Raw genomic sequence first — 26,673 nt, 5'->3', positions numbered from 1 at the left:
CGGCGGCATCAAAAAGTTGACCGTCTGAACTCTCAGTATTATCGTTAAGACACCAGAATGTAGTGCCAGAAGAAAAAAATCGACCCGCTAACCCCCCGAATTATAATGACTTTCATTTACCTATGTTAAACTTGGGCTAAGGAGATATTCATGCTCATCCAGTACAAGGGGCAGCGCCCCAGGGTTTCGCCGGAGGCGTTCATCGCTCCCACGGCCGTGCTCATCGGCGATGTCACGGTGGAGGCCGGAGCCAGCATCTGGTTCGGCGCCGTGCTCCGCTCCGACGAGAACCAGAACCCCATCGTCATCGGCCCCAGGACCAGCATCCAGGACAACTGCGTGATCCATTCCGGCGAGGGCGCCGTGATCATCGACGAGGACGTGACCGTGGGGCACGCCGCCATCATGGAGGGGGCCACCATCCGGCGCTCGGCCATCATCGGCATGAACGCGACGTTGCTCGAGGACACCGAGATCGGCGAGGAGTCCCTCATCGCCGCCGGCAGCGTGGTGGTGCCGCACACCCGCATTCCCGCGCGCTGTCTGGCGGCCGGCACCCCGGCCAAAGTCAAGAAGGAGATCAGCGGCGAGGCGCTGAACTGGATCAAGATGGGCTCTTCCACCTACACCGAGCTGTGCCGGAGCTATCTGGGCGGCGACTACAAGGTGGTGGGATGAGGGCGGCGCCCTACCGTTGGCACACCGGGCAGTAGAACACCCCACGGTTGCCCAGGCCGATGCGCTTGATGGGCGTCGCGCAGGTCCGGCAGGGGGCGCCCTTGCGGTCGTAGACTTGCAGGCGCCATTGGAAGCCGCCGCGCTGGTCGTTGCCGTCACGGTAGTCCGACACCGAACTGCCGCGCCAGCGGATGGCTTCGCGCAGTAGCGCGGGAATGGCATCCGCCAGTTCCCGGGTGAGCGCGCGCGAGACCCGGTGTCCCCTGCGGGTGGGGCGTACCCGCGTACGGTGAAGCACTTCGTTGATGTAGATGTTGCCGAGGCCGCAAACGATGCGCTGGTCCAGCAACAGGTCGCGGATGCTGCGGCGCGAGCGGTGCAGCAACGGGTAGAGGTAGCCGGCCGTGAAACCCCGGTCCAGGGGATCGATTCCGAGGTCCGCCAAGGGCGGCCACGCCGCGACTTCCCCTTCCGGCAGGACCACGCACATGCCGAAGCGGCGCGGGTCGTGGTAGCGCAGCTCGCCCCCGTCGCTCAGTCCGAAGACGATGTGATCGTGCTTCTCCAGGGACGCACCGCGCGGCCGGAACACCAGCTTGCCGGACATCCCCAGGTGTGAAACCCACGTCCAGCCGCCGTCCAGCGCCGCCAGGATGTACTTGCCGCGCCGGTTCACGGCCTGCACCGTCCGGCCTTCCAGGCGGGAGGCGAAATCCGCGGCCACCGGCCGCCGCAGGCGGTCCTCGATGACGCGGACCTCCAGAATGCGCACGCCGTTGAGCCGCTCGTTCAGAGTGCGGCAGACGGTTTCCACCTCGGGCAGCTCAGGCATCTCCCCTGCTCCTCGCCGCGCGCCCGCCAACCACCTCGCCGGCCCGGACCGCCACCCCGGCGGGTTGCCGGCTTTCCACCGCCACCCGTCTCAACGCCTCGCCTCCCGCGCGTCCCCGAGGGCTCGGGCGAGCCGACCGAACTCGTGCAGGTCCAGGGTTTCGGCGCGGCGGCGCGGATCGACGGCTGCCTTCTCGAAGACCGAGTCGCCCGCGCCGCCGAGCAGACCGGCCAAGGCATTGCCGAGCATCTTCCGCCTTTGGCCGAAACCGGCCCGCACCACCGCGCGCAACCCTGGTATCTCTTCGGCGGGAAGCGCCGGCGGGTCGAGCAGTTCGATTCGCAGCAGCGTGGAATCGACCTTGGGCCTGGGCGTGAACGCCTCGGGCGCCACCGGCACCTTTTCGGTCACGCGGCCGTAAAGCCGAGACCAGACCGAAAGCGCGCCGTACGACGGTGCGCCGGGCGCGGCCGTCAGCCGGCGAGCCACTTCCTTCTGCAACATGACCACAAGGAGGGAGAAATGCCGCCCTTCCTCGAACAGCCGCAACAGCACCGGCGCGGCCACGCTGTAAGGAAGGTTCGCCACGACCTTGACCTTGCCGGCGGGCAGCAAGCGGTCGAGATCGGCCTCCAGGACGTCGTCGCACACCAGATGAAAGCCCGCGTGCGATGCCAGCGGGCCCTCGCCCAGCCAGCGCACCAAGAGGGGATCCACCTCAACCGCCCACACCTGGCGCTCCGCCCCTACCAGACGCCGCGTGACGAAACCGAGGCCGGGTCCCACTTCCAGGATGCGGTCATCCTCGCCAAGGTGTAAAAGTCGCAGGATCGCGTCGATGACGCGCTCGTGTACGAGGAAATTCTGACCCCGCGCCTTGCTGGGCGTAAACCCCAGCTCGCGCCACGCGGCTCTGGCTTCCTGATACAGCGTCGCGATGGAGACGTCCTCAGAGGGTCAGGGCCGGGTCGGCGTTGAGACGGGGGCCGTCGCGGTCGCCGTCGGCCAGCCGATGGCTGCCCACCAGGGCCACCATGGCGCCGTTGTCGGTGCAGAAGCGCAGCGACGGGTAGTGCAGCTCGGCGCCGGCTTCCTCGGCCTTCTCGGTCATCTTGCCGCGCAGGCGGCTGTTGGCCGACACGCCGCCGCCCAGCACGATGCGGCGGATGCCGGTGTCCGCCACCGCTCTCAGGGTGGGCGCGATCAGCATGTCGACCACGGCTTCCTGGAAGCTCGCCGCGATGTCCGCCATATCGTCACGCCAGTCGTCCTTCCGCTTGCGCGTCAGATAGTGCCACACGGAGGTCTTGAGGCCGCTGAAGCTGAAGTCGTAGGGGGTGCGCAGGCGCGCCCGCGGGAAGGCCACCGCGCGCGGGTCGCCCTGCTTGGCGAGGTCGTCGACGACGCGGCCGCCGGGGAACCCCAGGCCCATCATGTTGGCCACCTTGTCGTAGGCTTCGCCGGCGGCGTCGTCGAGGGTCCCGCCCAGATGCTCGTAGTCGCCGACGGAGCGCACGAGGTAGAGCAGCGTATGCCCTCCGGACGCCACCAGCGCGAGATAGGGGAAGCTCACCTCCCTCTCCAGGAAGATGGACATCACATGCGCTTCCAGATGGTTGACCCCCACGTAGGGAATGCCCGAGCGGAAGGACCACGCCTTCACGAACGACAGACCCACCAGCAGCGAACCGGTCAGCCCGGGGCCGCAGGTGACGGCGAGGCCGTCGAGGTCGGCGGCCGCGACGCCTGCCTCGGTCAACGCCTTGTCCACCATGGGCTGAATGGCGTGGATGTGCTGTCGCGAGGCCATCTCCGGGACGATGCCGCCATAGGGCGCGTGCACCGCATCCTGGGACGAGACCAGATTGGCCCGAACCACCCTGCCGTCCTCGAGCACGGCCGCCGCCGTGTCGTCACACGATGTCTCGACCCCCAGCACGATCACGATGAACCTCCATGAATTCCCGGATGTATCCGGTCCCGTGGCCCGTCCCGGACTGTCTCCGGCGGTGCATCTCGACAGCCTACCATGACAACGCCTTGGAGCGCTGCCGCGCCCACAGGAGCCCGCGATGCGCCGACGGGTTGGTGGGATCCAGGGACAGCGCCCTGCGGTACGCGGCGCGCGCGGGCTTGAAACGTCCCAGGGCCCGCAGGTTGTCGCCGCGCAGGACCAGGGTCTGCACGAGCCAGGGACGGTTGTATCCCAGCACGGCCTCGGCCACCTCCAGGAAGTCCAGCGAGGCCTTGAAGTTGCGCAACCGGTAATGGCTCACCGCGATGTAGTAGTGCGCGTACGGGTTGGAGCCGTCCAGAGACAGACTCCTCTCCAACTCCATCAAGGCCAGGCCGTATTGACCGGACCGAAGCAGTTGCCGTGCACGTTCCGTGCGGCTCTGGGACGCCACCCGCCGGGGCGACGAGCCCGGCTGCATCGGCAGGTCGGGCCGTGGGACGCGGGCTGTCGGCGGCGCCGTGGAAGGGCTGCTCCCCGACCCGGGCTCCGCCGGCGCCGTGGAAAGACCGGTCCCGGGGCGCGGCGTCACGGGCTCGGGTGGCGGCTCCACCCGGCTCGGCGGAAGGCCCGCCGCCGGGACGCCGCAACCCGCCAGCAGGGCGGCGAGCGACAGCCAGGCGCACGCGTGTAGCCAATGCGTGATCATGAGCAGGTTCGCTCCGCTCGACCCGCCTTCACCGGCCCGCCGCCCGCGCGAACGCGTTCCGGCGCGGACCGGGGACCGTTCCGGTGCGCGGATGCGCGCCTCGGGCCGACGTTCCGGGAGGGGTGACGAAATCCGTCACCGGCAACCGGCTGGTGGCGTCCTTCATGAAGTCCGTCCAGATGGGCAGGGCCGCGCGGGAGCCGGACAGGCCCAGCTCCGACTGGCGGTCGAAACCGACCCAAACCAGCGCCAGCAGGTCCGGCGTGTATCCGGCGAACCACGCGTCGCGCGAGTCGTTGGTGGTGCCGGTCTTTCCCGCCGCCGGACGGGTGAATCCCAACTCGCGCACGCGCTGGGCGGTGCCCCGCTCCACCACCCCCCGGAGCATGGTGTGCATGTCGAAGGCCACCCGCGGCGAGAGGACGCGCTTCACCCTTATGTTGCGCTTCTCCAACACTTCCGCGTCACGGTCGAGCACGTTCTTGATGGAGAGGAGATGGGTGCGCACGCCGTTGTTCGCCATCGCGGAATAGGCGCCGGCCAACTCCAGTGGCGTCACTTCCACGGCGCCCAGGGACAACGACGGCAACAGCGGCAGACGGCTCTGGATGCCCATCCGATAGGCCATCTCGCGCACCTTCTTGATGCCCACATCCTGGGCGATGCGCGCGGTGGCGGCGTTGAGGGACTTCTCCATGGCCTGGCGCAGGGTCACCCAACCCTCATACGTGCGGTTGTAGTTCTGCGGCGCCCACTCCTCGTTGCCGTAGCTCCACGTGAACGGCGTGTCCTCGACGTACGTGGTGCTGTCATAGGCCCCCGAGCCCTGCGACGACCCGTGGGTGAGTGCCGCCAGATAGACGAAAGGCTTGAACACGGAGCCGGGTTGCCGCTTGGCCTGGGCCACCCGGTTGAACTGGGACTTGCCGTAATCGCGCCCGCCCACCATGGCCTTGATCTCGCCGGTCTGCGGCTTGATCACCACCAAGGCGCCTTCGAGATCGTCCTGCTTGGCCGTCTGCCTGAGATGGCGGTAGTCCTGCTCCAGTCTGGCGAGCCCCTGGGACAGAGCCTTCTCCGCCGCCCCCTGAAGCTGCAGGTCGAGACTCGTGAAGATGCGCAGGCCATCGGCGGTCAGCGTGTCCTGGCTGTAGTGCTCGGCCAGCTCCTTCTTTACGTAGTCGGTGAAGTAGGGCGCGCTGTTGGTCAGCCGGACGGGCTCGCGCTTCTCGAAGACCTCCTGCAGTGCGTGCTCGTAGGCCCGGCGCGTGATGATGCCGTCGCCCACCAGTTTGGCCAGAATCACGTTGCGCCGGCGCGTGGCGTCGCCGACGCTGCGGTAGGGAGAGTAGCGGTTGGGCGCGCGGATCAGCCCCGCCAGCAGGGCGGTCTCGCCGACCGTGAGCTGCTCCGGCTCCTTGGCGAAGTAGAACCGCGCCGCCTCCCATATTCCGAAGATGCCCTGAGCGCCGTTCTGGCCGAGATAGATCTCGTTGAGGTAGTTCTCCAGAATCTGGTCCTTGCTGTACAGCCACTCGGTGATGAGCGCCATCAGCGCTTCCTTCACCTTGCGCTCAAGGGTGCGCTCGCTGTCCAGGAAGAAGTTCTTCATCAACTGCTGCGTCAGCGTGCTGCCCCCCTGCACCACGCCGCCGCGGCGCACGTTGGCCAGGAAGGCGCGCATCACCGCCACGGGGTCCACCCCCCGATGGTAGTAGAAACGCTCGTCTTCCACCGCCAGCACCGTCTTCCGCACTCGCGCCGGCACTTCGTCCAGGCGCACCACCCGCCGCTGTTCCCGCACCCGGTCGTAGAAGCCGGTCACCACCTCGGGCTCCAGCTCGAGAGACGGCAACACCTCGTTGTCGTCCAGCCGTTGGATGCGATGGATCGTGCCGGACTTGAGGGAAATGCGCACGGGGAAGCCGCGGAAATCGCGCAACGGGTAGCGGAAATCGTGCAGAAACACTTCGATGACGGCATTCTTGCCGAGAATCCGGTACTCGCCCTTGGTCCGGGGGCGGGACTTGGAGATGCGATAGCCCAAGCGGCGCAGCTTGTCGCGCACGTCGTCCGCGGACAGGTACATGCCCGGATAGATGATCTTGCTGTCGGCGTAGATCTTGGAGGGGAACTCCCACTTGCGCCCCTCGAACTTGGCCTTGACGATGCCGCTCAAGTGCGAGACGTACCAGGCGCCCAGCCCGGCCCCCGCCAGACCCAGCACGACGAACAGCGCCGCCGTGATCTTGAGAAAGCGTATGAGGAATCGCTTGAAGCCGCGTTTCATGAATGGCGTTCTTCAGCGAGGAACCCGCAACGCCAGGAACAGCGTCGTATCCTCGCGCCGCACGAGAAACAGAATGCCGGTCCCCTTGTCCAGACCGCCGACCACGCGCCTGAAGTCCTGCACGCTGTCGACGCGCTTGCGATCGATCTCCAGGATGACGTCGCCCGCGCGAATGCCGGCCGTCTCCGCCGGACTGCCCGACTCCACCTCGGTCACCACGACCCCCCGGCGGCTCCGTGAGCCGGGCATGAACCGCTGCGCGTCCCTCACGGTGAGGCCCAGGTCGTTGTCGTCCTCCAGGGCCACGACGACCTCGTCGTCACCCAGCTTCGCGACGGTCACGCGCAACGCCACCGGACGGCCGTCGCGCTGGATCATGACGTCCACGGTCTTGCCCACGGGTGTGCGGGCGACGATCAGCGGAAGCTCGCTGGAAGCCGTCACCGGGGAGCTGTCGAAAGTCACGATGACGTCGCCCACCTGCATGCCGGCGACCTCGGCCGGGCTCCCTTGCGACACGTTGGTTATCAGGGCTCCACGGGCTTCCTCCAGGCCCAGCGCCTCGGCCATCTCGGCGTTGACGTCCTGGATGACGACCCCCAGCCAGCCGCGGGTCACCTTGCCTTCATCCCTGAGCTGGGACAGCAGTTGCTTCACGAGGTTGATGGGTATCGCGAAGCCGATGCCGATGTTGCCCCCGCCCCGGCTGAAGATCGCGGTGTTGACCCCGACCACCTCGCCGCGCAGGTTAATCAGCGGCCCACCCGAGTTGCCGGGGTTGATGGAAGCGTCGGTCTGGATGAAATTGTCGTACGGGCCCGCGCCGATGCGCCGGCCTTTGGCGCTGACGATCCCCGAAGTCACGGTATGCTCGAGACCGAAGGGATTGCCGATGGCCAGCACCCACTCGCCCACCTCCAGCGAGGCCGAGTCCCCCAGTCGCGCCACCTGCAGCGTGCGTTCGGTGTCGATCTTGACCAGCGCGATATCGGTCTTGGGGTCCCGCCCGGCGACGCGCGCCCGATGCTCCGATCCGTCCGCGAGCTTCACCGTGAGGTCCTGGCCCTCCTCGACCACGTGGTCGTTGGTGAGGATATATCCCTTGGGATCCACGATGAACCCGGAACCCACGCTCCGGGACGGGCCCGGGGTCGGGTTCTGCGGGAAGCGCTCGCCGAAGAAGCGCCGCCAGAAATCGCCGAAGGGATCGCCTTCCCGAAAGGGACTGGAACTCGACGCGGCCGACGACGACGAGGAGATGTGGACCACCATCGGCCGGACCTCTTTCGACAGCGTGACGAAATCCGGCAGGTTGACCCTGGCGGCCGCATGCCCGGGTCCGGCCAGCAGCAGGGCAGCCGCCAAACAGGCCAGGGGCCACGCGCGCCGGCGTATTCGTTTAACGGGCGTCATGCGTTCCGTACCGCCTCCACGTAGCGCATCCTGAGGTTGTAGAGAATCTCCTGCACCAGCCGCTCCTCGGTCTCGTCAAGGTTCCCCTTGCTCTTCTCGCTCAGCATCCCGATGATGTCGATGGTCTGCTTGGCCACGGCCACGTCCTTCTCCACTTGGCCCGTCGCCGGGTTGCCGATCTCGCCGAGCTGCAGCAGTGCCTGGGTGCTCAGGCTCATGATGAACGTGGAAAAGTCGATGGGCGGAAGCTCCTGCGTGGCGGACGCTTCCCGTGGCGGTTCCTCGGGCGTTTCCGCCCCCGCCTGCGGCGAGTCAGCGGCCGCGGGTTCGTCCCGGTCCTCTTGTTGTTCACGCGCCTCGCCCTCATCGGTAAACCGGCGCTTGTCGTGAACCTTGAACCCTTTTTGCGTATCGGATTCCTCAGCCATGAACGCTCCTCCACCGTGCTTCGTCGACCCTGGCCCATCCGGCCATCCCTACAATTATTGATGCGCCCAACCGGGGTGTCAAGGTGGAACGGCGGGTGTTCGCCGAACCGCGTTGACTTGGCCGCCGCGCGCCCCTATCATATTCGTTATTTCGGTTGCACCGACTCCCCACCCCACGAACCCATGGCGACCCCTCCCCCGTGCGCGAGATCCATCCTCGACCTTATCGGCTCCACCCCCGTGGTGCGCCTTACGCGGCTCCCCGGGGAGGACAGCGCGGAAGTCTGGGGGAAACTGGAGTCCCTCAATCCCGGTGGTTCGGTGAAGGACCGCATCTGCCGCGCCATGATCGAGGAGGCCGAGCGCAAGGGCCTGCTGGAGCCTGGCGGGACCATCGTGGAACCCACCAGCGGCAACACCGGCATCGGCCTGGCCCTGGCGGCGGCGGTCAAGGGATACCGCCTGGTTCTCACCATGCCCGACACCATGAGCGAGGAGCGCCGCAGCCTGCTGGCCGCCTACGGCGCGCGCCTGATCCTCACGCCCGACACCAGGGGGATGGGCGGAGCCATACGCCGGGCCGAAGAGCTGGCCAACGAGCATCCCGACTTCTTCATGCCGCAACAGTTCACCAATCCCGCCAACCCGGAGGCCCACAGACAGACGACGGCGCCGGAGCTTCTGCGCCAGCTCGGACCCGTGGACGCGTTCGTCTGCGGGGTGGGCACCGGCGGCACCATCACCGGCGTCGGCGAAGTTCTGCGGAAGGAGTTTCCCTCCATTCGCATCTACGCCGTCGAGCCCGCCGCCTCCCCGGTGCTGTCCGGCGGGGAGCCCGGGTTTCACAAGATCCAGGGCATCGGCGCGGGCTTTGTCCCGCCGATCCTCAACACCGGCATCTACGACGAGATCATCACGGTCAGCGACGAGGACGCGGCCGCCACCATGCAGCGGCTGGCGGTGGAAGAGGGCCTCTTCGTGGGCATCTCCTCCGGCGCCAACTGCTTCGCCGCCATGAAGGTCGCCCGGACCATGGGCACGGGCCACCGGGTGGCCACCATGCTCTGCGACAGCGGTGAGCGCTACCTGAGCACGCGCGCCTGAGACTCCACCCTACACAGGCGTCCGCGTTTCTGGTATAAAATCACAACCCTGCCAACGTCCGGTTCGAGCACGTCCCCGTCGTCTAGCCTGGCCCAGGACACCGGCCTTTCACGCCGGCAACACGGGTTCAAATCCCGTCGGGGACGCCAACCGTGTCACTCCGCCGCCGTCCTCACACGACGCCATTGAGCACCAGCGCTTCCGCATAGAGGAGGTCCTCGGGATAGGTGACCTTGAGGTTCGTGCTGCTGCCCTCGACGACCTCGACCGGAACGCCCAGGCGCTCCACCAGCATGGCATCGTCGGTCGCTTCCACCCCCTCTTGCTCCGCCTCTGCATAGGCGTCGCGGAGCAGGTGCAACGGAAACCCCTGCGGCGTCTGGATCTCCCACAAGCTCTGCCGCGGCAGTGTCTCTCGAACCTGTCCGCGCTCCACCGTCTTGATGGTGTTGCGCGCCGGCACCGCGACCGTAACGGAGCGGCCTGCGCGCGCCTCCCGGGCGCAGCGGTCGATGAGGTCGGGCGCGGCGAAGGGGCGCGCGCCGTCGTGGACCAGCACGACGGCGCAGTCGAGATCCAGTGCATCCAGTCCGGCGCGCACGGAGTCCTGCCTGCGCGCCCCTCCGGGCCGCACCGTGATCTCCAGGGAAGACTCCGGCACCGGGGCCAGCATCGCCTCGTAGTCGCCAACCGCATCCGGCGGCACCACGAGGACCGCCTTCCCCACCTCGCGGGAGCGGCGGAAACGCTCAAGGGTATGGAGAATAAGCGGCCGCCCGGCCACCGACAGCAGGACCTTCGGCTCGCGGCTCCCTACGCGGGTCCCGCGGCCCGCGGCCAGGATGATGGCGTTGACCTGCACTAGTGTTGTATCCCGTAAAGCCGGAACCACAAAAAAGAGCTGGAGGAATCCTCCAGCTCTCTTTCACCCCAACCGGAAACGGACGTTATTGGGTAAAGATGTGGCTCAGCTCCTCCATGATCTTCTCTTCGGTGTGCGACCGGGCGATGGACAGCTCCTTGACCAGAAGGTTCCTGGCGGTGTCGAGCACTTTCCTTTCTCCGAAGGAAAGCTCCTTGTCGCCCTTCAACAGGAAAAGGTCCCGGAGCACGGCGGCGATCTCTATGACCGAGCCGGTCTTGATCTTCTCGGTGTACTCGCGGTAGCGACGGTTCCATGTCTGCTGGTCGACGGGCGCTTTCTTCTTTTCCCGCAAGATGCGGTAAACGCGTGATACGGTTGTCTTGTCGATGATCTTCCTCAGGCCCACGGCGACGGCGTTGTCCACCGGCACCATGATCTTCATATCCGTATCGAGAATGCGCAGCATGTAGAACTTCTTCTCCGTGCCGGATATCACCTGACTGCGAACCGCTTCGATCTCACCGACTCCATGGGCAGGATAGACAACCTTCTCTCCGACCTTGAACATTCATTCCTCCTTGAGTGTCAGAACCCGTATGCGGAACAGGGGCAAGAAGTCCGGTTAATCCGGAGGAAGGTGCTTCCAGAGGGGTGGGCCGAGATTTGAAATACACGTTTCAAATACGTTCACTTTCACAATCATTGGCTCCCTCTTTATACATCGGACGGCAAGAGAACGTCAAGAGGTGGATGAACAATTTAATCTCATGCAATAACGGGATGTTAAACTAAATTACCTAATAGAAAAGTTTAATTTTGAGCCGATTCGGAACCCGACGCATCGAGCGGGCGCTCCATCAGCCAGGCATCCTCGCCGTTATCCGAGTAGTAGCCGCGCCGCAGGCCGCAGAACTCGAATCCAAGCGAGAGGTAAAGCGCCTGAGCGGCGTCGTTCGACCTCCGGACCTCCAGGGTCATACGCCGGAAACCGCGCTCCGAGGCCCTGTCGATCAGGCTCTCGAGCATGGCCCGGCCGACGCCGAGGCGGCGGTGTCCGGGATGTACGGCTACGTTGTGGATGTCTAGCTCGTCGACGAGCTCCCAGTAGATGACGTAGCCGACGGGCTCGCCCTCGGAGTGGCACAGGACGGACCGCGAATTGGCCGCCTGCAACTCCTGGAGAAAGAACTGCCGGCTCCACGGACATGCGAACGATGCGCGCTCGATGACCATGACGGAGTCGATGTCCGCCATGGTCATCGACCGGAACTCAAGCTTTCCGCTGGCACTCGCGGGCATGTCCCGAAGGAGGGTGCTAGTTGACCCAGCCCAGTCGTGCCGCGCTTTCCTTGAGGAGGAGGACGTCCAGGACCTTGCTCCCCAGTTGGTGGGCGAAGCCGTAGACACGATCCTGGAGCGGGATGACCGTGGTGAACTCCGGGGGGAAGGCGCCGATGCTGGACGAGATTCTGCGCACGCGGTCGTCCAGCAGGCGGCCTCTGACGATCAGTTGGCCTTCCTTCAGGAGCAAGTCGTAGTCGTAGTCGGGCATGCGCCGGGGAAGCTTGGACGGGATGGTGATGCCGAGGCGCGGCACCTGCGTGGGGAACTCGAGCCGCAGGTGATACGCCTTGCCCAGATCCTGCACGGTGTAGGCGTGGCCGTAGCGGCGCTCGCGTTCCAGCTTCTCCACGAACCGGGAATCGTAGAACCCCTCGACGGGGACCGGGACCCGGCGCAGGAGCTTGCCCTTGCGTGAGAGGAACGGCCGCAACAGCAAGGCCAGCGGTATGCCGTAGAGCGCCCCGCTCACCGTCACCTGCTCCACCGGCACGGCGCGGAAGACACTGTGACGCAAGCGATAGAGCACTTCCGCCAACGCCACCAGGAAGCCCACCAGGATGTACATGTTGACGCCCTTGCCGAACGCCAGCCCGAGCCCTTCCAGCGAGACACCGATGATGATGAACACCACCGGGTAGATGAGCAGATTCAGGATCATGTTGAGAGCCGTGGCGGCGGCGCCTATGAAGTAGGGCCAACCCGCCAGTTCCGCCAGATCGTCGCGCGACTCCGGCGGCAAGGCGCCGAGAAGGGGCTGCAACAGCATCACCGCGACGCGCAGCACGCTCGACTCGCTGGTCTGGATGCGTTGCACCAGCTCGTCGAAACCCATGGGCAACTGCCCCGGAAACATCTTCGGGGCACGCGGCGGCTCCGGTTCCTCTTCGGGCTCCTCGACAGGAGCCGGCGCCGCGATCACCGGTACCGGCACGGGCGCCGGTGCGGCCACGGCAGCAGGCGCGGGAGCGGCGGCCGGGGCGGTGGTGCCGTTGGCCGCCTCCGCGGGCGCCGGGTCCGCGGCGGCGGTAGCCGGAGCGGCCGCCTCGCCCGCACTCTCCCCGGTCCGGAAACGGGATTCGAACTCTTCGCCGAAATCGACGTCGGTGTGCAGCACGCGCGCCCGGTCGATCAGCACCGTCTCGGATTCGACGTTGTTGGGGTCGGTTACGCAGCAGTCCACCGGACACACCGCGGCGCACGCCTCGTAGTCATGGAACCCGACGCATTCGGTGCACAGCACCGGGTCGATGACGTAGATCTCATCGTTCTGGGTGATGGCTTCGTTGGGACACTCGGGCTCGCAAGCGCCGCAATTGATGCAGTCGCTGGTTATCATCGTCGCCATGGGAAACAACGCTCCTGAAAAAGCTCTCGAATCGTATCCGGCCGCCGCGGGACGGTTGCGCACCCGTCCGTTCCGCGAACCGGCCCCTTACGCCCTCTCTCGGTCAAAATAGTTGATTTTTCAAGTTTCCTCAACGTCCGGGCGCCGCCTTGAACAACCCTGAACCCGTGTGTTACACGTTATCTTTCGGGCGGCGTACCCAAGTGGTTAAGGGAGAGGTCTGCAAAACCTCGATGCGGCGGTTCGAATCCGCCCGCCGCCTCCACTTTCCGCGCACCTCAGTCCCGCTTGAGCATCTCGTCGAGCAAACCTGCGTAACGCTCCATCACGATCCCGCGCTTGAGCTTGAGGCTCGGAGTCAGTTCTCCCGTGCCGGTGGAGAAGTCTCCCGGCAGGACGCGGAAGTCCCTGACCGCCTCGAAGGGCGCCAACTCCCGGTTGCGTTCACGGATGCGTTGGCGGAGATGGGTGGCGAGCCGCGGGTCGGCGGCCGCGTCCTCGGGTTTGTCCCACTCGATGCCCTCCTTCTCCGCCCAGCGCCCGGCCTCGCCGGCGTCCAGCGTGACCAGCGCTACAAGGTGGCTGGTCTTGTCGCCCCACACCATGGCCTGGCTGATGAGCGGCTCCTGGCGCAGGTGGTTCTCGATCATTTGCGGCGCGACGTTCTTCCCCCCGGAGGTCACGATCAGGTCCTTCTTGCGGTCGGTGATGCGCAGGAAGCCGCCGTCCTCGATGCGCCCCACGTCGCCGGTGTGGAACCAGCCGTCCTCGTCGATGGCTTCGCGGGTCGCGGCGGGATCCTTGTAGTAGCCCTTCATCACGTGGGCGCCCCGAATGAGGATCTCGCCGTCGTCGGCGATGCGGCACTCCACCCCATCCATGGCGAGACCCACGGTGCCGATGCGATAGCGGTCGATCCGGTTCACATGAGACACGGTAGAGGTCTCCGTGAGCCCGTATCCCTCCACGATCCACACCCCCAGGGCCTGGAAAAAATCGGCGATGGTGTCCGACAGCGGCGCGCCGCCGGAGACCGCCATGCGCAGCCTCCCGCCCAGGCCGGCACGCACCTTCGACAACACCAGGGAATCCGCCAGCCGGTGGCACAGCCGCAGCCACGGGCCGCACGATTCGCCCCGGCGCGCCCGTTCGTTGTGGCGCTGGCCCACGGCCACCGCCCAACGGAACAAACGCTGGCGCAACGGGCTGGCGCTGTCCACCCGGTTGAGGATGCGCCGATGAGCGTTCTCGTACACCCGCGGCACCGAAAAGAGCATGGTGGGCTGGACCGTCTGCAGGTCCGCGGACAGGGTCTCGATGGCGCGCGCGAACGCGCACTCGTAGCCACGGCCCACCACGATGAAATGCTCCAGGCGGCCGAACGAGTGCGCCAGGGGAAGGAACTGCAGCGCCACGTCGTCTTCGCTCACCGATATGGCGGCCAAGGCGGAGGTCATGATGAACAGGTAGTTGCCGTGGGTGGTGAGGACGCCCTTGGGCTCGCCCGTGGTCCCCGACGTGTAGATAATGGTGAGGTCGTCCTCGGGTCCGAGCGCCCCGGCCAACTCCCGGAAGGCCCCGGGATGAGCGCGTCCGTATTCCCGGCCCATCTCCTTCAGGCGTTCGAGGGACAGCATCGGGGCGTCCGCCGCGCCGTCGCCGTCCAGCAGCACGACGTTCCCCAGCGCCGCCAGGCCCGGCCCCGAGCGGTCCAGCCGCTCCAGCACCGCGGGCGAGTCCACCACCAGCACCGTCGCCCCGGAATGCGCGACGATGTACTCCACCTGCGCCGGCGTGCTCGACGGGTAGAGCGGCACGGTGAGAGCGCCGATGCAGATGTCGGCCCAGTCCAGCAGGCACCACTCCACCCGGTTGGCGGCGAAGAGGGCCACCCGGTCGCCCTTCCTCACTCCCGCGGCCACGAGTCCGAGGGCGATCTCCTCCACCTCGGCGGCCACCTCCGCCCATGTCTGGCCGCGCCACTCCCCTTCACGCCAGAAGCGGTACAGCACGCGTTCCCCGTGCGCGTCCACCTGGGACAGGAACAGGTCGGCAAGGCTACGGTAAACCATCGCCGGATTATAGCACAGTGGGCTCATCGCGTGCCTCCCGCCGAGGGACTCCGCTCCGGTGAGCCCGAAGGAGCGTGTCGCCTGGCCATCGCCGCTTCGGGCCGGGACCCGGTTCAACTGCCGCCAAAAAAGCGGCGCACGTGCGTGCCGACGTACTCCTGCTGCGCCACCGTCAACTCCGGGTAGATGGGAAGCGCCAGGGAGGATTGAGCCGCCGCCTCGGCCTCGGGAAAGTCACCGGCACGGTGGCCCAGGGCCAGGAAGCACTCCTGCTGGTGCAACGGCAGCGGGTAGTAGATCTCGGTGGCGACCCCGCGCTCGTCCAGGAAGGCCCGCAGGCGGTCACGCTCCGGCGCGCGGATCACGAACTGGTTGTAGACGTGGCCGGCACAGTCGCCGGGGAGGACCAGTCCGTTCTCCGACGCCACCGGCTCCAGAAGTTCCCGATATCGCCGCGCATTGCGCCGCCGCCCCTCGACCCATCCGCCGAGGCGCTTCAGCTTCACCCGCAGCACGGCGGCCTGGAGGCTGTCCAGCCGGAAGTTCCCGCCCACCAAACGGTGATGGTACTTGGGTTCCTCGCCGTGGACGCGAAGCAGGCGGATGCGTCGGGCCAGGTCCTCGTCGTCGGTGATCACCATGCCGCCGTCCCCGAAAGCGCCCAGGTTCTTGCTCGGGTAGAAGGAGAAACAGCCCAGGGCGCCGATGGTGCCGGCGCTCCGGCCCCGTGAATCCACCGCGCCGAAGGATTGCGCCGCATCTTCCACCACGGCGACGCCGCGATCGGCGGCGGCTTCCAGGATGGTGTCCAGATCCGCGCAGCGGCCGAAGAGATGCACCGGCATGACCGCGCGGGTGCGCGGGCCGATGCGCGCCACCACCGCCTCCGGGTCCATGTTGAAGGAATCGGGATGGATGTCGACGAACACCGGCCGCGCCCCCAGCCGCGCGATGACACCCGCACTGGCGAAGAAGGAATAGGCGGTGGTGATGACTTCATCCCCCGGACCCACTTCCAGCGCCATCAGGGCGGCCAGCAGCGCGTCGGTACCGGACGAGACGCCCACGGCGAAGCGCACGCCGGTGGAGGCCGCCACCTCCTCCTCGAGGGCGGCCACCTCCGGCCCGAGGATGAACCGCTGCGACGCGCACACCCGCAGCACCGCCTCCTGGATCTCCTCCCGGATGGTCTCGTACTGCGCTTTCAGGTCCAGCAACGGCAGTTCCATGCGAGTCACCACACGAGTCCTAGTATCCTGGGGCGGCGGTCAAGTCCCGATCCCGCCGGCGGTTGCCACAAGTACGGGAAGTTGGTACCAACCAGCCAGCGGCGCGCCGACGCGCCGTCCCCGGAGCACGAACATGGCCAGAGTCATCGGACTGACCGGCGGCATCGCCACCGGCAAGAGCACGGTTTCGCGGATCCTGAGCGATCGCGCCGCCCTCGTCGACGCCGACCGGCTGGCGCGCGAGATCGTCGAGCCCGGCCAGGAAGCCTGGCGCGAGATCGTCGAGCTGTTCGGCCGCGAGGCGCTGCGCGAGGACGAGACCCTGGACCGGGCGTATCTGCGGGGCATCATCTTCAAGGAACCCGCCTTGCGCCGGCGTCTGGAGGAGATCACCCACCCGCGAATCCGCGCCCTGGCCAGACAGCGCATCGTGGACCGATCGCGCGACCATGACTTCGTGATCTACGATGCGCCGCTTCTGTTCGAGGCCAAGATCCATCACTGGCTCCGTCCGGTCCTGTTGGTGGCGTGCTCGCGCGAGACCCAGGAGCAACGGCTGCGCCAGCGCGACGGGCTCACCGAGGCCGATGTCGCGAGGCACCTGAAGGCGCAAATGTCCATGGAGGAGAAACGCGCGCTGGCCGACTTCGTCGTCGAGAACGACGGCACCCTGGCGGAGCTCGAACGGCGCGTTGCGCGGGCCTGGCAAGCCGTCCTGGCTACTTCGCCCGCTCGATATATTTTCCTTCTGACGGATCCACCCGAATCCGATCACCCACCTGAATGAACGGCGGCACCTGCACCGTCACACCCGTCTCCAGCCGCGCCGGCTTGTACGACGCGGACGCGGTGGCGCCCTTCATCGACGGCTCCGTCTCCACCACCTCCAGCTCCACCGCCGAGCCGAGACTCACCCCCACGGGACTGCCCTCGTACAACTCCACGTTCACCACCTGATTGGGCAGAAGGAACGGCAGGATGTCCCCCACCTCCTCGGACGAAAGCTCCGTCTGCTCGTAGCTCTCGGTGTCCATGAAGTTGTGACGGTCGTCCTCGGCGTAGAGGTACTGCATCTCGCGGCTCTCCAGGATGGCCCGGTCGACCCGATCATCGGAGCGGAACTTGTGCTCGGTGCCCACGCCGCCACGCAGGCTCTTGAGCTTCGTCTGCATGAAGCCGTGGCCCTTCCCGGGGGTAAGATGCTTGACCGCGGTGACCCGGTAGAGGTCGTCGTCATAGATGATGATCATTCCGGGCCGAAGCTGTGTCGCGTTGATCATGTCGTCGCTTGTCCTTTCGTAAGGCACGCCTCGACCACGCCGGCCGGGTGCCGTTCCCTCACCCCGGCGGCCACGCCAGCGACCGACCGCCCAAGAGATGGAAATGAACGTGGTGGACGCTCTGGGCCGCGTCCGCCCCGGTGTTCACGACCAGGCGGAACCCGCTCCCGGCCACGCCCTGGTCCACCGCGACCTGCCGGGCCACCTCCATGGCGTGCCCCAGCACCTCCCCATCGCCCGGCTCCAGTTCCGCGAGGCTGCCGATGTGCCTGCCGGGGATGATCAGGATGTGCACCGGCGCCTTGGGGTCGATGTCCCTGAAGGCCAGCACCGAGTCATCCCGGTAGACGATGTCGCCGGGGATTTCCCCGTTGGCGATGCCGCAGAACAGGCAGTCGGCCACGATCCGTTCACCTCCCGTCAGTCGTCTTCCGGGCAGAAGGCGCGAACGGTTCCCGCTTCCACCTTGAGCGGGACCCTTTGCAGCCACTCCCCGTGGCATGGCCCCCAGAGACATTCGCCCGTCGTGGGCTCGTACAGCGCGCCGTGGTTGGCGCAGATCAGATAGCGTTCATCCTCGGTGAAAAACTGGCTGTCCACCCAATCCAACGGCAGGGACACATGCTTGCAGCGGTTCACATAGCCGAAGAGCTCGCCCTGGAAGCCGAACACGAACCCTTCCAGGCTCTCTCCGCCGCAACGGAGCGTGAATTTCCGGGCCGCGCCGTCGGGAAAATCCTCCCGGCGGCCGACCCGCTTGCCCACGGGTCTTCGCGCCATGATGCCGGTTCGGGACCCGGTTTCAGTCCGCCACCTCGTGCAGAAAGGAAAGGTCCCCGGCCGGACAACGTACAACGATCTCGCCCCCCTCCACAACCACCGGCAGGGAATACAGCGAGAGCCCCTTGCAGGGACCGTCCACGCACAGGCCCGTATCGGGCTCGTAGAGGGCGCCGTGGGTGGCGCAGATCAGGTGCCGGCCGTCCTCGGTGAAGAACTGGTAGCGCACGAAGTCCAGCGGCGTCACCAAATGGCGGCAACTGTTGATGTAGGCATGGAACTGGCCGCTGTGATTGATCACGAAGCAATCGATCCGGTGCTTGCCGCAGATGAGCCAGAACTTCTTCACCGTTCCCGCCGGCAGCTCGTCCACGCCGGCCACGACCTTCCCGCCGGACCGCGCCTCGCTGCGCATGTGCATGCGGTCACGGCGGAAGCGCAGCCGGCGCACGGTCAACGCCACGAGATACACGGCCAGGAACACGGCCGAAAGGTAGAGGGTCAGTTCCATGACGCAGGGCGCCCCGGCGCACGGTCACACGCTCACCGGGGTGTCATTCCGATTCCGGAGGCTTGTCGTTGGCCTTGCGAATGCGCTCGACGTCGTCGGGGCTCTGGCGCTCGTTGATGCCCATGATGTGGAGCAGCTCGTTGGTCATGTCGGCGGTCAGACGGTCGCGCACGCTGCCGCGCCCGTCTGGGTTGGCTTTCAGAAAGCGCATGATCCTTTCCGGGTGGACGCCGGTTTCCTCCAGCCGGTCCAGCAACTCGCTGAAGCCCACCTGACCGGCGCAGGCCTGCACCGTCTCCGCCAGGCGCCGGCACTCCTTGCAGCTTCGCGCCAGCATTCCGGCGCGCTCGCCGCAGTAGACGCAGGCAGCCATCTCAGCTCTTCCCCGGCAACCGGGCGAGCAGCGCCCGGATCCTCTCGTTGGACAACTCGCTGCCGGCCACGAGCTGCTGCAACACCGGCTCCGGCCGGTTGAATACGGGGCGCTCCCCTTCTCCGGTGGCGGTCCGGCCGCCGGCCTCCTCGACGATGACGATACCCGCGCACACGTCCCACTCCTTCACCCGGCGGAACGTCAGGGTGGCGTCGGCGCGCCCGCGCGCCACCGCGGCGAGACGGTAGGCGATGCTGCCCATGGGCTCCAGCTCGAACTCCCGCGCCAGCTCACCCAGGCGGTTGCGCGGCTCCGAGCGGCTGATAAGCAAGGACGGGCGCCGGTCACCGCCGTTGCGGGCGACGCTCAGCGGCGCCCCGTTCAACCACGCGCCTCCGCCGGTCACCGCGCCGAAGAGTTCCTGGTGCAGCGGATGGTAGATGACACCCAGGACCGCGACGCCGTCCACGGCCAGGCCGATGGATACGCAGAACTCGGGTATGGCCCGGATGAACTCGCGCGTGCCGTCCAGCGGGTCGACGATCCACACACGGCGCTTGTCCAGGCGCTCGGGACTATCGGCGTCCTCCTCCGAAAGCCACGCGTCGTCCGGAAAGCGCGCCTCCAGGATTTCGCGAATGGTCCGGTTGGCCATGATGTCGGCGGTGGTCACCGGGTTGCCGCGGGACTTTTCCGCCACCTGGTACTCGCCACGATAGAGCCTGGCGATGATGGCGCCCGCCTCCCGTGCCGCCTGCGAGGCCGCTTGATACTCCCCCGCGAACCCCGCCGGTACCTCCAGCACGCTGGAACGCGTGCTGGACAAAACTCGTCCCGAGGGTCCATAATGAGGTTCTTCCATTGTCTGAACTATAACAGAATACCCAAAAAAGACGCGAAAGCAGTGCCTTCCATGACATCCCCCGACCCGGCCCCGACACCCAAGGCGGTCTTCCTGGACGCCGCCGGAACCCTGTTCGAGTCCGTCAAGCCCGTCGCCGTGACCTACGCGGAGCTGGCGCGGCAGTACGGCAAGGACGTGCCCTCCGAGGAGGTGTCGCGGCGCTTCCGCGAGTGCTTCGCCGGCGCCCCGCCCATGGCCTTCCCGGAGGCCGACGCGCCGCGCCTGGAGGCGCTGGAGCGCGGCTGGTGGCACGACGTGGTCTGGAACGTGTTCGAAACCACCGGACCGTTCCCGCGCTTCGACGACTATTTCGCCGCGCTGTTCGCGTACTTTGCCCGCGCCGATTCCTGGATGCTCTTCGACGACGCGGAGACGGCCCTGAAAGGGCTCAGGGCGCGCGGCTTCATCCTCGTGATGATCTCGAACTTCGACTCGCGGGTGCTGAAGATCATCCGCGGCCTGGGCATCGCGGACTACTTCGACTCGGTGTTCATCTCCAGCAGCGCGGGGTTCGCCAAGCCCGCGGCGGGCATTTTTCAGCTCGCGCTGGAGCGCCACGGGATCGTCCCGCACGAGGCCGTGCACGTGGGCGACAGCCCCGAGACGGACGTGGAGGGCGCGCGCAACGCCGGTGTCCGGCCCGTGCTGCTGGATCGGAACGGCGGGCTGGAAAGCGACGGCACCGCGCGCATCCGCGGCCTCGGCGAGTTGATGAGCCTGCTGTAGTCGTCTAAATGATGACGTAACGGGTACGTCGGTGCTTCGAGCAGTTTTGACACACCCGCTTCGCGGGAACGCACCAACCTGACACACGACCGGAGGTAGGATCATGGCGATCATCGACGCGGACGCACACGTGCTGGAGACCAACAAGACCTGGGAGTACATGGAGGGCGCGGAGAAGGCCTACCGCCCCCAGATCGTATCCGCCCAGAACGGCACGGGCGACGAAGGCGAATACTGGCTGGTGGACGGCCGGCTGTACATCAAGTCGGACAACGTCGGCAAGGACACGCCGGAGGAGTCCCGGGAGATGGCGGACGTCTCCTCCCGGCTGCGCCACATGGACGAGATGGGGGTGGCCATCCAGGTGCTCTACCCCACCATCTTCCTGCGCCCGGTGACGGACAAGCCCGAGGTGGAGATGGCGCTCTTCAAGAGCTACAACCGCTGGCTGTGCGACATCTGGAAGCAGGGCCAGGATCGCCTGCGCTGGGTCGCGACCCTGCCGCTGCTGAGCATGGACGAGTCGCTGAAGGAGCTCGACTTCGTGCTCCAGCACGGCGCCTGCGGCGTATTCGTCCCGGGCCTGATCGGCGACCGGCGCCTGAGCGACCCTTACTTCACGCCGCTCTACGAGGCGCTGAGCGATGCCGATATCCCCCTTTGCGTGCACTCCGCCACGGGCAGCTTCACCCAGCACGACCTCTTCTACGACGAGCCCGGCTTCAACAAGTTCAAGCTTGCGGTGGTGGGATCGTTCCACTCGGTGATCTGGGACCGGATTCCGGAGAGGTTTCCGAGACTCCGGATCGGCTTCATCGAGGTGAGCGCCCAGTGGGTCCCGTACGTGTTCCATGACCTCGCCAAGCGCTTCCGCCAGAAGCGCGGCGTCGAGCTGTCGCGCGGCTACATGAAGGACAACCGCATCTACGTGGCCTGCCAGACCGACGACGACCTGGACTACGTGCTCGAATACACCGGCGACGACACCATCGTCATCGGCACCGACTACGGCCACAACGACACCTCCAGCGAAATCGAGGCGCTGCAGAAGCTCCAGGACGACGGCAAGGTGAGTCGCGAATCCGTGGCCAAGATCCTCGACGACAACCCGCGGGCGCTTTACGGCTTCTAGAACTCCAGAATCATGGCGGATCATCAATTGAAATACGTCGGCGCCAACACCCGCCGGGTGGACGGCCACGATAAGGTCACGGGGCGGGCCAAGTACACCGGCGACCTGGAAATCCCCGGCATGCTGTACGGCCACGTGCTGCGCAGTCACCATGCGCACGCGCGCATCGTGAGCATCGACGCGAGCGCGGCGGAGCGGCTGCCGGGCGTCGCCGGGGTGCTCACCGGACGGGACGTGGACGACCTCGACCCCCACTACGGCGGCCGTCCGCTCATCGCGCTGGAGCGGGTGCGCTACGTGGGCGAGCCCGTGGCCGTGGTGGCCGCGGACGATCCGCTGACCGCCGAACAAGCCGCGGCCCTGGTGCAGGTCACGTACGAGGAGCTGCCCGCGGCGGTGGGGCTCGACGCCGCGCTGGCGCCGGACGCGGCGCGCGTGCACGAGGACCGGGAAGGCAACATCTGCGCCCACGAGAAGGTGCGGCGCGGCGACATCTCCCAAGGGTTCGCGGAGTCGGACCGGATCTTCGAGCACCACTTCACCTTCCCGATGATCTACCACTACTCCATGGAGCCCCACGGGGTCATCGCCGACTACCGCGACGACGGCATCACCCTGTGGTCGTCGGCGCAGCACCCGTTCCTGGTGCAGGCGGACCTGGCGCGCATCTTCGGGTTCCCCGACAGCAAGGTGAGCCTCAACGTGCCCTACCTGGGGGGCGGCTTCGGCGGCAAATCCTACGCCAAGATCGAGCCGCTGGTGGTGGCGGCCTCACGCAAGGTGAAGCGCCCGGTGCGGGTGTGCCTGTCGGTGTCGGAAGCGATGGTGACGGTCCGGCGGCACAGCGCCAAGGTGCGCGTCAAGACCGGCGTGAAGGACGACGGCACGATCATGGCGCGGGAGGCGGAGATCTATCTGGACACCGGCGCCTACATGGACAACGGCCCGCAGGTGGCCACGCGCGCCGCCACCCGTGTCCTCGGCCCCTACCGCATCCCGCACATCCACACCGACGCCTACGCGGTCTACACCCACGCCGGCGGCGCCGGCTCGTTCCGATCCATCGGCGGCCCGCAGTCCATCTTCGCGGGCGAGAGCCAAGTGAACATGATCGCGGCGAGCCTGGGCATGGACCCGGCGGAGCTGCGTCTCAAGAACCTGCTCAAGCGCGGCGAGGAGTTGCGCCCGGGTCTGCGGCCCCTGGACGTGAACCTGGCCGGGACCCTGAAGCGCCTGGTGAGCGCAAGCCGCTGGAAGGCGCGTTCGAGAAAAGCCGGCGCGCCCGTGGGCCTCGCCTGCGGCATGACCAACGCCGGCGGCCAGCCCATCACGGTGGCCATGGTGCGGCTCCAGGCCGACGGCGCCGCCACCATCATGGCCGGCAGCACGGAGATGGGACAGGGCGTGCGCACGGTGCTGTCCCAGTTCGTGGGGGAAGAGCTGCAACTGCCGCTGGAACGCATCCGCATGTCCGGCGCGGACACCGCCATCACGCCCTACGACCGCTCCACCGGCTCCAGCCGCTCCACCACGCTCATGGGGCGGGCGGTGCAGCAGGCCGCGCGCGACGTGAAGCGCCAGCTCCTCAAGATCGGCGCCGCGGCGTTCGGCGTGCCCGCCAAGGAGATCCGGCTGATGGACGGGGCCTTGCTGTGCGGCGAGGCGCGCATGTCCTTCGCCGAGGCGCTGGAGAAACGTTTCGGCGCCGCCGCCGGCGAGTTGATCGGCACCGGCACCGTCGGACCCGAGATCATCAACGACGTCCTGCCGGTGGTGTGGGAAGTGGGCATGGGCACGGTGGAGCTGGACATCGACCGCGACACCGGCGCGGTCTCGGTGACCGACTACCTGTCGGTTGCCGACGTCGGCAAGGCCATCAACCCCATCCAGTGCGAAGGCCAGGAAGAAGGCGCCGCCATGATGGGCCTGGGACACGCGCTGTTCGAGGAGATGATCTACGAGGGCGGCCAGCTCGTGAACTCGAACCTGGTGGACTACCGGATCCCCTCCTTCACCGACATGCCCCGGGGCTTCCACACGGTGCTGGTGGAGAACGGCGACGGCCTCGGCCCCTACGGCAGCCGCGGCATGGGCGAAGGCGGCATCTTCTCGGTGGCGCCAGCCATCACCGGCGCGCTGACGCACGCCACCGGGGTGCAGTTCTGCGACCTGCCGCTCACCCCCGAGCGCGTCTGGCGCGCGCTGCGCAGCGCCGGAGGAACGGACGGGGCATGAAAATTCGGGATCGTTTCGGTCAGGAAAGCCCGCTCTTCTCCTTCGAGTTCTTCCCTCCCAAGGACGACCAGGGCGTCGACGCGCTGTTCGAGACCGTCGCCAACCTGAAACCCCTGGGGCCGGCTTTCGTGTCCGTCACCTACGGCGCCGGCGGCAGCACCCGCGAGAAGACCATCGCCATCACCCGGCGCATCAAGCGGGAGACCGGCATCGAAGCCATGGCGCACCTGACTTGCGTGGGCCACGGACGCGACGAGATCGCGGCGCTGCTGGACGAGTACGAGGCCGCGGGCATCGAGAACATCATGGCGCTGCGCGGCGACCCGCCGCGCGGCGAAACGACGTTCACGCCCCATCCGCAGGGCTTCTCCCACGCCGACCAGCTCATCGCCTTCATCCGGGAACGCAAGGACTTCTGCCTCGGCGGCGCCGGCTATCCGGAGACGCATCCGGAAGCGCCGAGCCGTGAGGCCGACCTGCAAAACCTCAAGCGCAAGATCGAGGCCGGCTGCGACTTCGTGGTCACCCAGCTCTTCTTCGACGAGCGCGACTACTTCGACTTCGTCGCACGCGCCCGGGCGGCGGGCATCGACACCCCCATCGTCCCCGGCATCATGCCCGTCACCAACACCGCCCAGATCAAGCGCTTCACGCAGATGTGCGGCGCCACCATCCCCGCACCCTTGCTGGCAAAGCTCGAGGCGGCGGCCGGCGACGCCCAGGCGGTCGCCCAGGTGGGCGTCGAGCACGCCACGCGCCAGTGCCGCGCCCTGCTCGACGGCGGCGCCCCCGGCATCCACTTCTACACCCTCAACCGCTCCCTCTCCACGCGAAGGATCCTCGGCAACCTGCAGGAGCCGTAACCGGCCCGCGGAAACCACGAAAAAAGGGCCGGGAGCATCAAGCCCCCGGCCCTTTCCTTTACAGCCGCGAACGAAGCGCTACGCCTCGATGACGTGGCGCCACTTGTCGAACACCTTCTTCTTGAGTTCCGGCGTGGACTCGGCCACGGGCGGGAAGTCCTTCATCCACTCGAAGGGCCGGGTGGCGTCGATGATGGCGCGGGAGTTGAAGCCCTTCTTGCCCGGCTCGATGCGCGGGTCGAGGGGACCGCTCCAGCAGCGCCGCAGGATGTCGATGGAGTCCACCGGATCGGAACGGGTGGCCAAGGCCCAGAGCACGTCGAAGGTCTTGGTGGGGTCGATGTCCTCGTCCACCACGATGACGTAACGTCCGAGGTAGGCGCCCGCGTGCACCTGCGAGGCCACGAAGCCGGCTTGGCGCGCGTGGCCCGGATAGCGCTGCTTGATGGAGATGATGTTCAGCAGACGGCCGCCGCCCGCCTCGTGGCACCACACGCCCTTGACGTCGGGCACGCCGGCCTTCTCCACCTGGTCCCAGATGAGGGCGGCCTTCACCATGCACTTGGCGATGGAGTAGTCCGAAGGCGGACGCCCGGGCCGGGCGGCGGTGAGGATCGGATCGTTGCGGTGGTAGATGCGCTCCACCCGGATCAGCGGCTCGGGGCGGCTGTTGCTGGCATAGTAGCCGGTCCACTCGCCGAACGGCCCTTCCGTCTTCCGTTCGTTGGGGTCCATGTAGCCCTCGATGACGATCTCGGCGTGGGCCGGGAACGGCAGTCCGGTGATCTCGCCGTTGATGACATCGATGGGGTGCCCCTTGAGCCCGCCGGCGTAGTCGTACTCGGACACGCCGTAGTCCACCTCGTTGCCGGACACCATGAACAGCACCGGGTCCTGGCCGACGCACACGATGACCGGGCACTTCTCGCCCCGGTCGAACCACTTGTCACGCTGGATGCGGCCGTGCTTTCCGGGCGAGATGTACACGTTCATGCTCTTCTCGTCCTGCACCATGCCGCGGTAGGTGCCGAAGTTGACCCAACCCTCGTCCGGGTCCTTGGTCACGACCAGGCAACCCGTGCCGATGTAGCGCCCGCCGTCCAGCTCGTGGACGAACGGCACCGGGAACTTGAGCAGGTTGATGTCCTCGCCCTTGAGCACGTTCTCCATCACCGGGCCGGTTTCCACCACATTGTGAGGAATCGGGTTGTGCTCCGAGATCTTCGTACGGGTGGCCCGCACGAGGTCCAGGTCGGTGTAATCGAGGGGCAGGCCCAGCGCCAGCGCCATGCGCTTGAACGAGGCGTTCTGCGCGAACAGCACCCGGAAACCCTCGGGATAATCCTTGATCTTGTCGTAGAGGACGGCGGGAACCGGTCCGCTGCTCCCCTGGGCGATGAGCTCGGAGAGCGTTCCCATCTCCAGGTTCCAGTCGACCCCGTCGACCCTCTTCAACTGTCCGAAGGCCTCCACGATCTGCAGCCACTCCCGCAAATCGGTGTAGCTGGGGGTACCCTCGGCTCTGAGCTCTTTCTCGGCGATTTTGGTTGCCTCTACTGCGGCCATAGAATACTGGCTCCTTCCTTCAATTTTCTGGTGTCATTCC

At 66.8% G+C, this 26,673-nt stretch carries 26 protein-coding genes, 2 tRNA genes and 1 pseudogene; 9 read left to right on the top strand and 20 right to left on the bottom strand.

Going from position 1 to position 26,673, the window contains the following annotated elements; genetic code table 11:
• Window positions 1–150 precede the first annotated feature (150 nt).
• A complete protein-coding gene (locus OXF11_01615) occupies window positions 151–678 on the top strand; it encodes a gamma carbonic anhydrase family protein (GenBank protein MCY4485798.1) in 528 nt (175 codons plus the stop codon).
• Between the two features lie 10 nt (window positions 679–688).
• Here OXF11_01615 and mutM read toward each other — a convergent pair whose 3' ends face one another.
• The 7 genes from mutM to OXF11_01580 all read right to left on the bottom strand — a co-directional run bounded on the left by mutM (window position 689) and on the right by OXF11_01580 (window position 8,304).
• Entirely contained in the window at window positions 689–1,510 is an 822-nt protein-coding gene (gene mutM / locus OXF11_01610; protein ID MCY4485797.1) for a bifunctional DNA-formamidopyrimidine glycosylase/DNA-(apurinic or apyrimidinic site) lyase, read from the bottom strand.
• A gap of 90 nt (window positions 1,511–1,600) precedes the next feature.
• Entirely contained in the window at window positions 1,601–2,407 is an 807-nt protein-coding gene (gene rsmA, locus OXF11_01605) for a 16S rRNA (adenine(1518)-N(6)/adenine(1519)-N(6))-dimethyltransferase RsmA (GenBank protein ID MCY4485796.1), read from the bottom strand.
• 52 nt (window positions 2,408–2,459) lie between these two features.
• Entirely contained in the window at window positions 2,460–3,455 is a 996-nt protein-coding gene (gene tsaD, locus OXF11_01600) for a tRNA (adenosine(37)-N6)-threonylcarbamoyltransferase complex transferase subunit TsaD (GenBank protein ID MCY4485795.1), read from the bottom strand.
• A gap of 79 nt (window positions 3,456–3,534) precedes the next feature.
• Window positions 3,535–4,173, bottom strand: a complete 639-nt coding sequence (locus tag OXF11_01595) for a tetratricopeptide repeat protein (protein MCY4485794.1) — start codon at window positions 4,171–4,173, stop codon at window positions 3,535–3,537.
• Window positions 4,174–4,201: 28 nt separating this feature from the next.
• Window positions 4,202–6,463 (bottom strand): PBP1A family penicillin-binding protein, encoded by a 2,262-nt coding sequence (locus OXF11_01590; GenBank protein MCY4485793.1) that lies wholly within the window; start codon window positions 6,461–6,463, stop codon window positions 4,202–4,204.
• Between the two features lie 12 nt (window positions 6,464–6,475).
• Complete coding sequence (locus OXF11_01585; GenBank protein MCY4485792.1) at window positions 6,476–7,876, bottom strand: DegQ family serine endoprotease; 1,401 nt, start codon at window positions 7,874–7,876, stop codon at window positions 6,476–6,478.
• Window positions 7,873–8,304 carry a DUF1844 domain-containing protein gene (locus OXF11_01580; GenBank protein ID MCY4485791.1) on the bottom strand — a complete coding sequence of 144 codons (432 nt, stop codon included), beginning with the start codon at window positions 8,302–8,304 and terminating at the stop codon, window positions 7,873–7,875. The genes OXF11_01585 and OXF11_01580 overlap by 4 nt, the downstream gene beginning before the upstream one ends.
• Window positions 8,305–8,487: 183 nt before the next feature.
• Between OXF11_01580 and cysK the strand changes: the two genes are divergently transcribed.
• Window positions 8,488–9,408, top strand: coding sequence for a cysteine synthase A (gene cysK / locus OXF11_01575; GenBank protein MCY4485790.1), 921 nt, complete (start codon window positions 8,488–8,490; stop codon window positions 9,406–9,408).
• 71 nt (window positions 9,409–9,479) lie between these two features.
• Window positions 9,480–9,557, top strand: a tRNA-Glu gene (locus OXF11_01570).
• Between the two features lie 23 nt (window positions 9,558–9,580).
• Here OXF11_01570 and ispD read toward each other — a convergent pair.
• The 4 genes and pseudogenes from ispD to OXF11_01550 form a co-directional block, all read right to left on the bottom strand.
• A complete protein-coding gene (gene ispD, locus OXF11_01565) occupies window positions 9,581–10,270 on the bottom strand; it encodes a 2-C-methyl-D-erythritol 4-phosphate cytidylyltransferase (GenBank protein ID MCY4485789.1) in 690 nt (229 codons plus the stop codon).
• Window positions 10,271–10,355: 85 nt separating this feature from the next.
• Window positions 10,356–10,841, bottom strand: coding sequence for a CarD family transcriptional regulator (locus tag OXF11_01560; protein MCY4485788.1), 486 nt, complete (start codon window positions 10,839–10,841; stop codon window positions 10,356–10,358).
• A 242-nt stretch (window positions 10,842–11,083) separates the two neighbouring features.
• Window positions 11,084–11,527 carry a ribosomal protein S18-alanine N-acetyltransferase gene (gene rimI / locus OXF11_01555; GenBank protein ID MCY4485787.1) on the bottom strand — a complete coding sequence of 148 codons (444 nt, stop codon included), beginning with the start codon at window positions 11,525–11,527 and terminating at the stop codon, window positions 11,084–11,086.
• 1,195 nt (window positions 11,528–12,722) lie between these two features.
• A pseudogene (locus OXF11_01550) lies at window positions 12,723–12,962 on the bottom strand (YfhL family 4Fe-4S dicluster ferredoxin).
• A gap of 189 nt (window positions 12,963–13,151) precedes the next feature.
• On the opposite strand from OXF11_01550, the gene OXF11_01545 reads away from it, so the two are divergent.
• Window positions 13,152–13,227 (top strand) — tRNA-Cys (locus tag OXF11_01545).
• Between the two features lie 13 nt (window positions 13,228–13,240).
• On the opposite strand, the gene OXF11_01540 is transcribed toward OXF11_01545, so the two are convergent.
• Both OXF11_01540 and OXF11_01535 read right to left on the bottom strand, forming a co-directional pair.
• Window positions 13,241–15,061 carry a long-chain fatty acid--CoA ligase gene (locus tag OXF11_01540; protein MCY4485786.1) on the bottom strand — a complete coding sequence of 607 codons (1,821 nt, stop codon included), beginning with the start codon at window positions 15,059–15,061 and terminating at the stop codon, window positions 13,241–13,243.
• Between the two features lie 86 nt (window positions 15,062–15,147).
• On the bottom strand, window positions 15,148–16,263 hold the full coding sequence (locus OXF11_01535) for a DegT/DnrJ/EryC1/StrS family aminotransferase (protein MCY4485785.1): 1,116 nt from the start codon (window positions 16,261–16,263) through the stop codon (window positions 15,148–15,150).
• Window positions 16,264–16,396: 133 nt separating this feature from the next.
• On the opposite strand from OXF11_01535, the gene coaE reads away from it, so the two are divergent.
• Window positions 16,397–17,050, top strand: coding sequence for a dephospho-CoA kinase (gene coaE, locus OXF11_01530; protein ID MCY4485784.1), 654 nt, complete (start codon window positions 16,397–16,399; stop codon window positions 17,048–17,050).
• Here coaE and efp read toward each other — a convergent pair.
• From efp to OXF11_01500, 6 genes are read right to left on the bottom strand one after another with little or no spacing between them, the layout of a single operon-like run.
• On the bottom strand, window positions 16,983–17,543 hold the full coding sequence (gene efp / locus OXF11_01525) for an elongation factor P (GenBank protein ID MCY4485783.1): 561 nt from the start codon (window positions 17,541–17,543) through the stop codon (window positions 16,983–16,985). The genes coaE and efp overlap by 68 nt on opposite strands.
• Before the next feature lie 58 nt (window positions 17,544–17,601).
• Complete coding sequence (locus tag OXF11_01520; GenBank protein ID MCY4485782.1) at window positions 17,602–17,946, bottom strand: histidine triad nucleotide-binding protein; 345 nt, start codon at window positions 17,944–17,946, stop codon at window positions 17,602–17,604.
• Between the two features lie 17 nt (window positions 17,947–17,963).
• Window positions 17,964–18,323 (bottom strand): Rieske 2Fe-2S domain-containing protein, encoded by a 360-nt coding sequence (locus OXF11_01515; protein MCY4485781.1) that lies wholly within the window; start codon window positions 18,321–18,323, stop codon window positions 17,964–17,966.
• A gap of 22 nt (window positions 18,324–18,345) precedes the next feature.
• Window positions 18,346–18,834, bottom strand: coding sequence for a Rieske 2Fe-2S domain-containing protein (locus tag OXF11_01510; protein ID MCY4485780.1), 489 nt, complete (start codon window positions 18,832–18,834; stop codon window positions 18,346–18,348).
• Between the two features lie 43 nt (window positions 18,835–18,877).
• Window positions 18,878–19,207: a hypothetical protein gene (locus OXF11_01505; protein ID MCY4485779.1), complete on the bottom strand. Its 330-nt coding sequence runs from the start codon at window positions 19,205–19,207 to the stop codon at window positions 18,878–18,880.
• A gap of 1 nt (window position 19,208) precedes the next feature.
• The gene (locus OXF11_01500) at window positions 19,209–20,033 is read right to left on the bottom strand and encodes a 3'(2'),5'-bisphosphate nucleotidase CysQ (GenBank protein MCY4485778.1); all 825 of its coding nucleotides are present in this window, start codon (window positions 20,031–20,033) and stop codon (window positions 19,209–19,211) included.
• Window positions 20,034–20,120: 87 nt separating this feature from the next.
• Between OXF11_01500 and OXF11_01495 the strand changes: the two genes are divergently transcribed.
• From OXF11_01495 to metF, 4 genes are all read left to right on the top strand, one after another.
• Window positions 20,121–20,837: an HAD-IA family hydrolase gene (locus tag OXF11_01495; protein ID MCY4485777.1), complete on the top strand. Its 717-nt coding sequence runs from the start codon at window positions 20,121–20,123 to the stop codon at window positions 20,835–20,837.
• A 103-nt stretch (window positions 20,838–20,940) separates the two neighbouring features.
• Window positions 20,941–21,969: an amidohydrolase family protein gene (locus OXF11_01490; GenBank protein ID MCY4485776.1), complete on the top strand. Its 1,029-nt coding sequence runs from the start codon at window positions 20,941–20,943 to the stop codon at window positions 21,967–21,969.
• A 12-nt stretch (window positions 21,970–21,981) separates the two neighbouring features.
• Window positions 21,982–24,204: a xanthine dehydrogenase family protein molybdopterin-binding subunit gene (locus OXF11_01485; GenBank protein ID MCY4485775.1), complete on the top strand. Its 2,223-nt coding sequence runs from the start codon at window positions 21,982–21,984 to the stop codon at window positions 24,202–24,204.
• Window positions 24,201–25,067, top strand: coding sequence for a methylenetetrahydrofolate reductase [NAD(P)H] (metF, locus tag OXF11_01480; GenBank protein ID MCY4485774.1), 867 nt, complete (start codon window positions 24,201–24,203; stop codon window positions 25,065–25,067). Before OXF11_01485 ends, metF begins: the two co-directional genes overlap by 4 nt.
• A 78-nt stretch (window positions 25,068–25,145) precedes the next feature.
• On the opposite strand, the gene OXF11_01475 is transcribed toward metF, so the two are convergent.
• Window positions 25,146–26,633 (bottom strand): UbiD family decarboxylase, encoded by a 1,488-nt coding sequence (locus OXF11_01475; protein ID MCY4485773.1) that lies wholly within the window; start codon window positions 26,631–26,633, stop codon window positions 25,146–25,148.
• Window positions 26,634–26,673: the final 40 nt, after the last annotated feature.

This window comes from Deltaproteobacteria bacterium, from assembly GCA_026712905.1.
Lineage (GTDB): Bacteria > Desulfobacterota > Binatia > UBA9968 > JAJDTQ01 > JAJDTQ01.
Note: the sequence above shows the minus strand (reverse complement) of the source record. Positions and strands in the feature narration are given on the sequence as shown.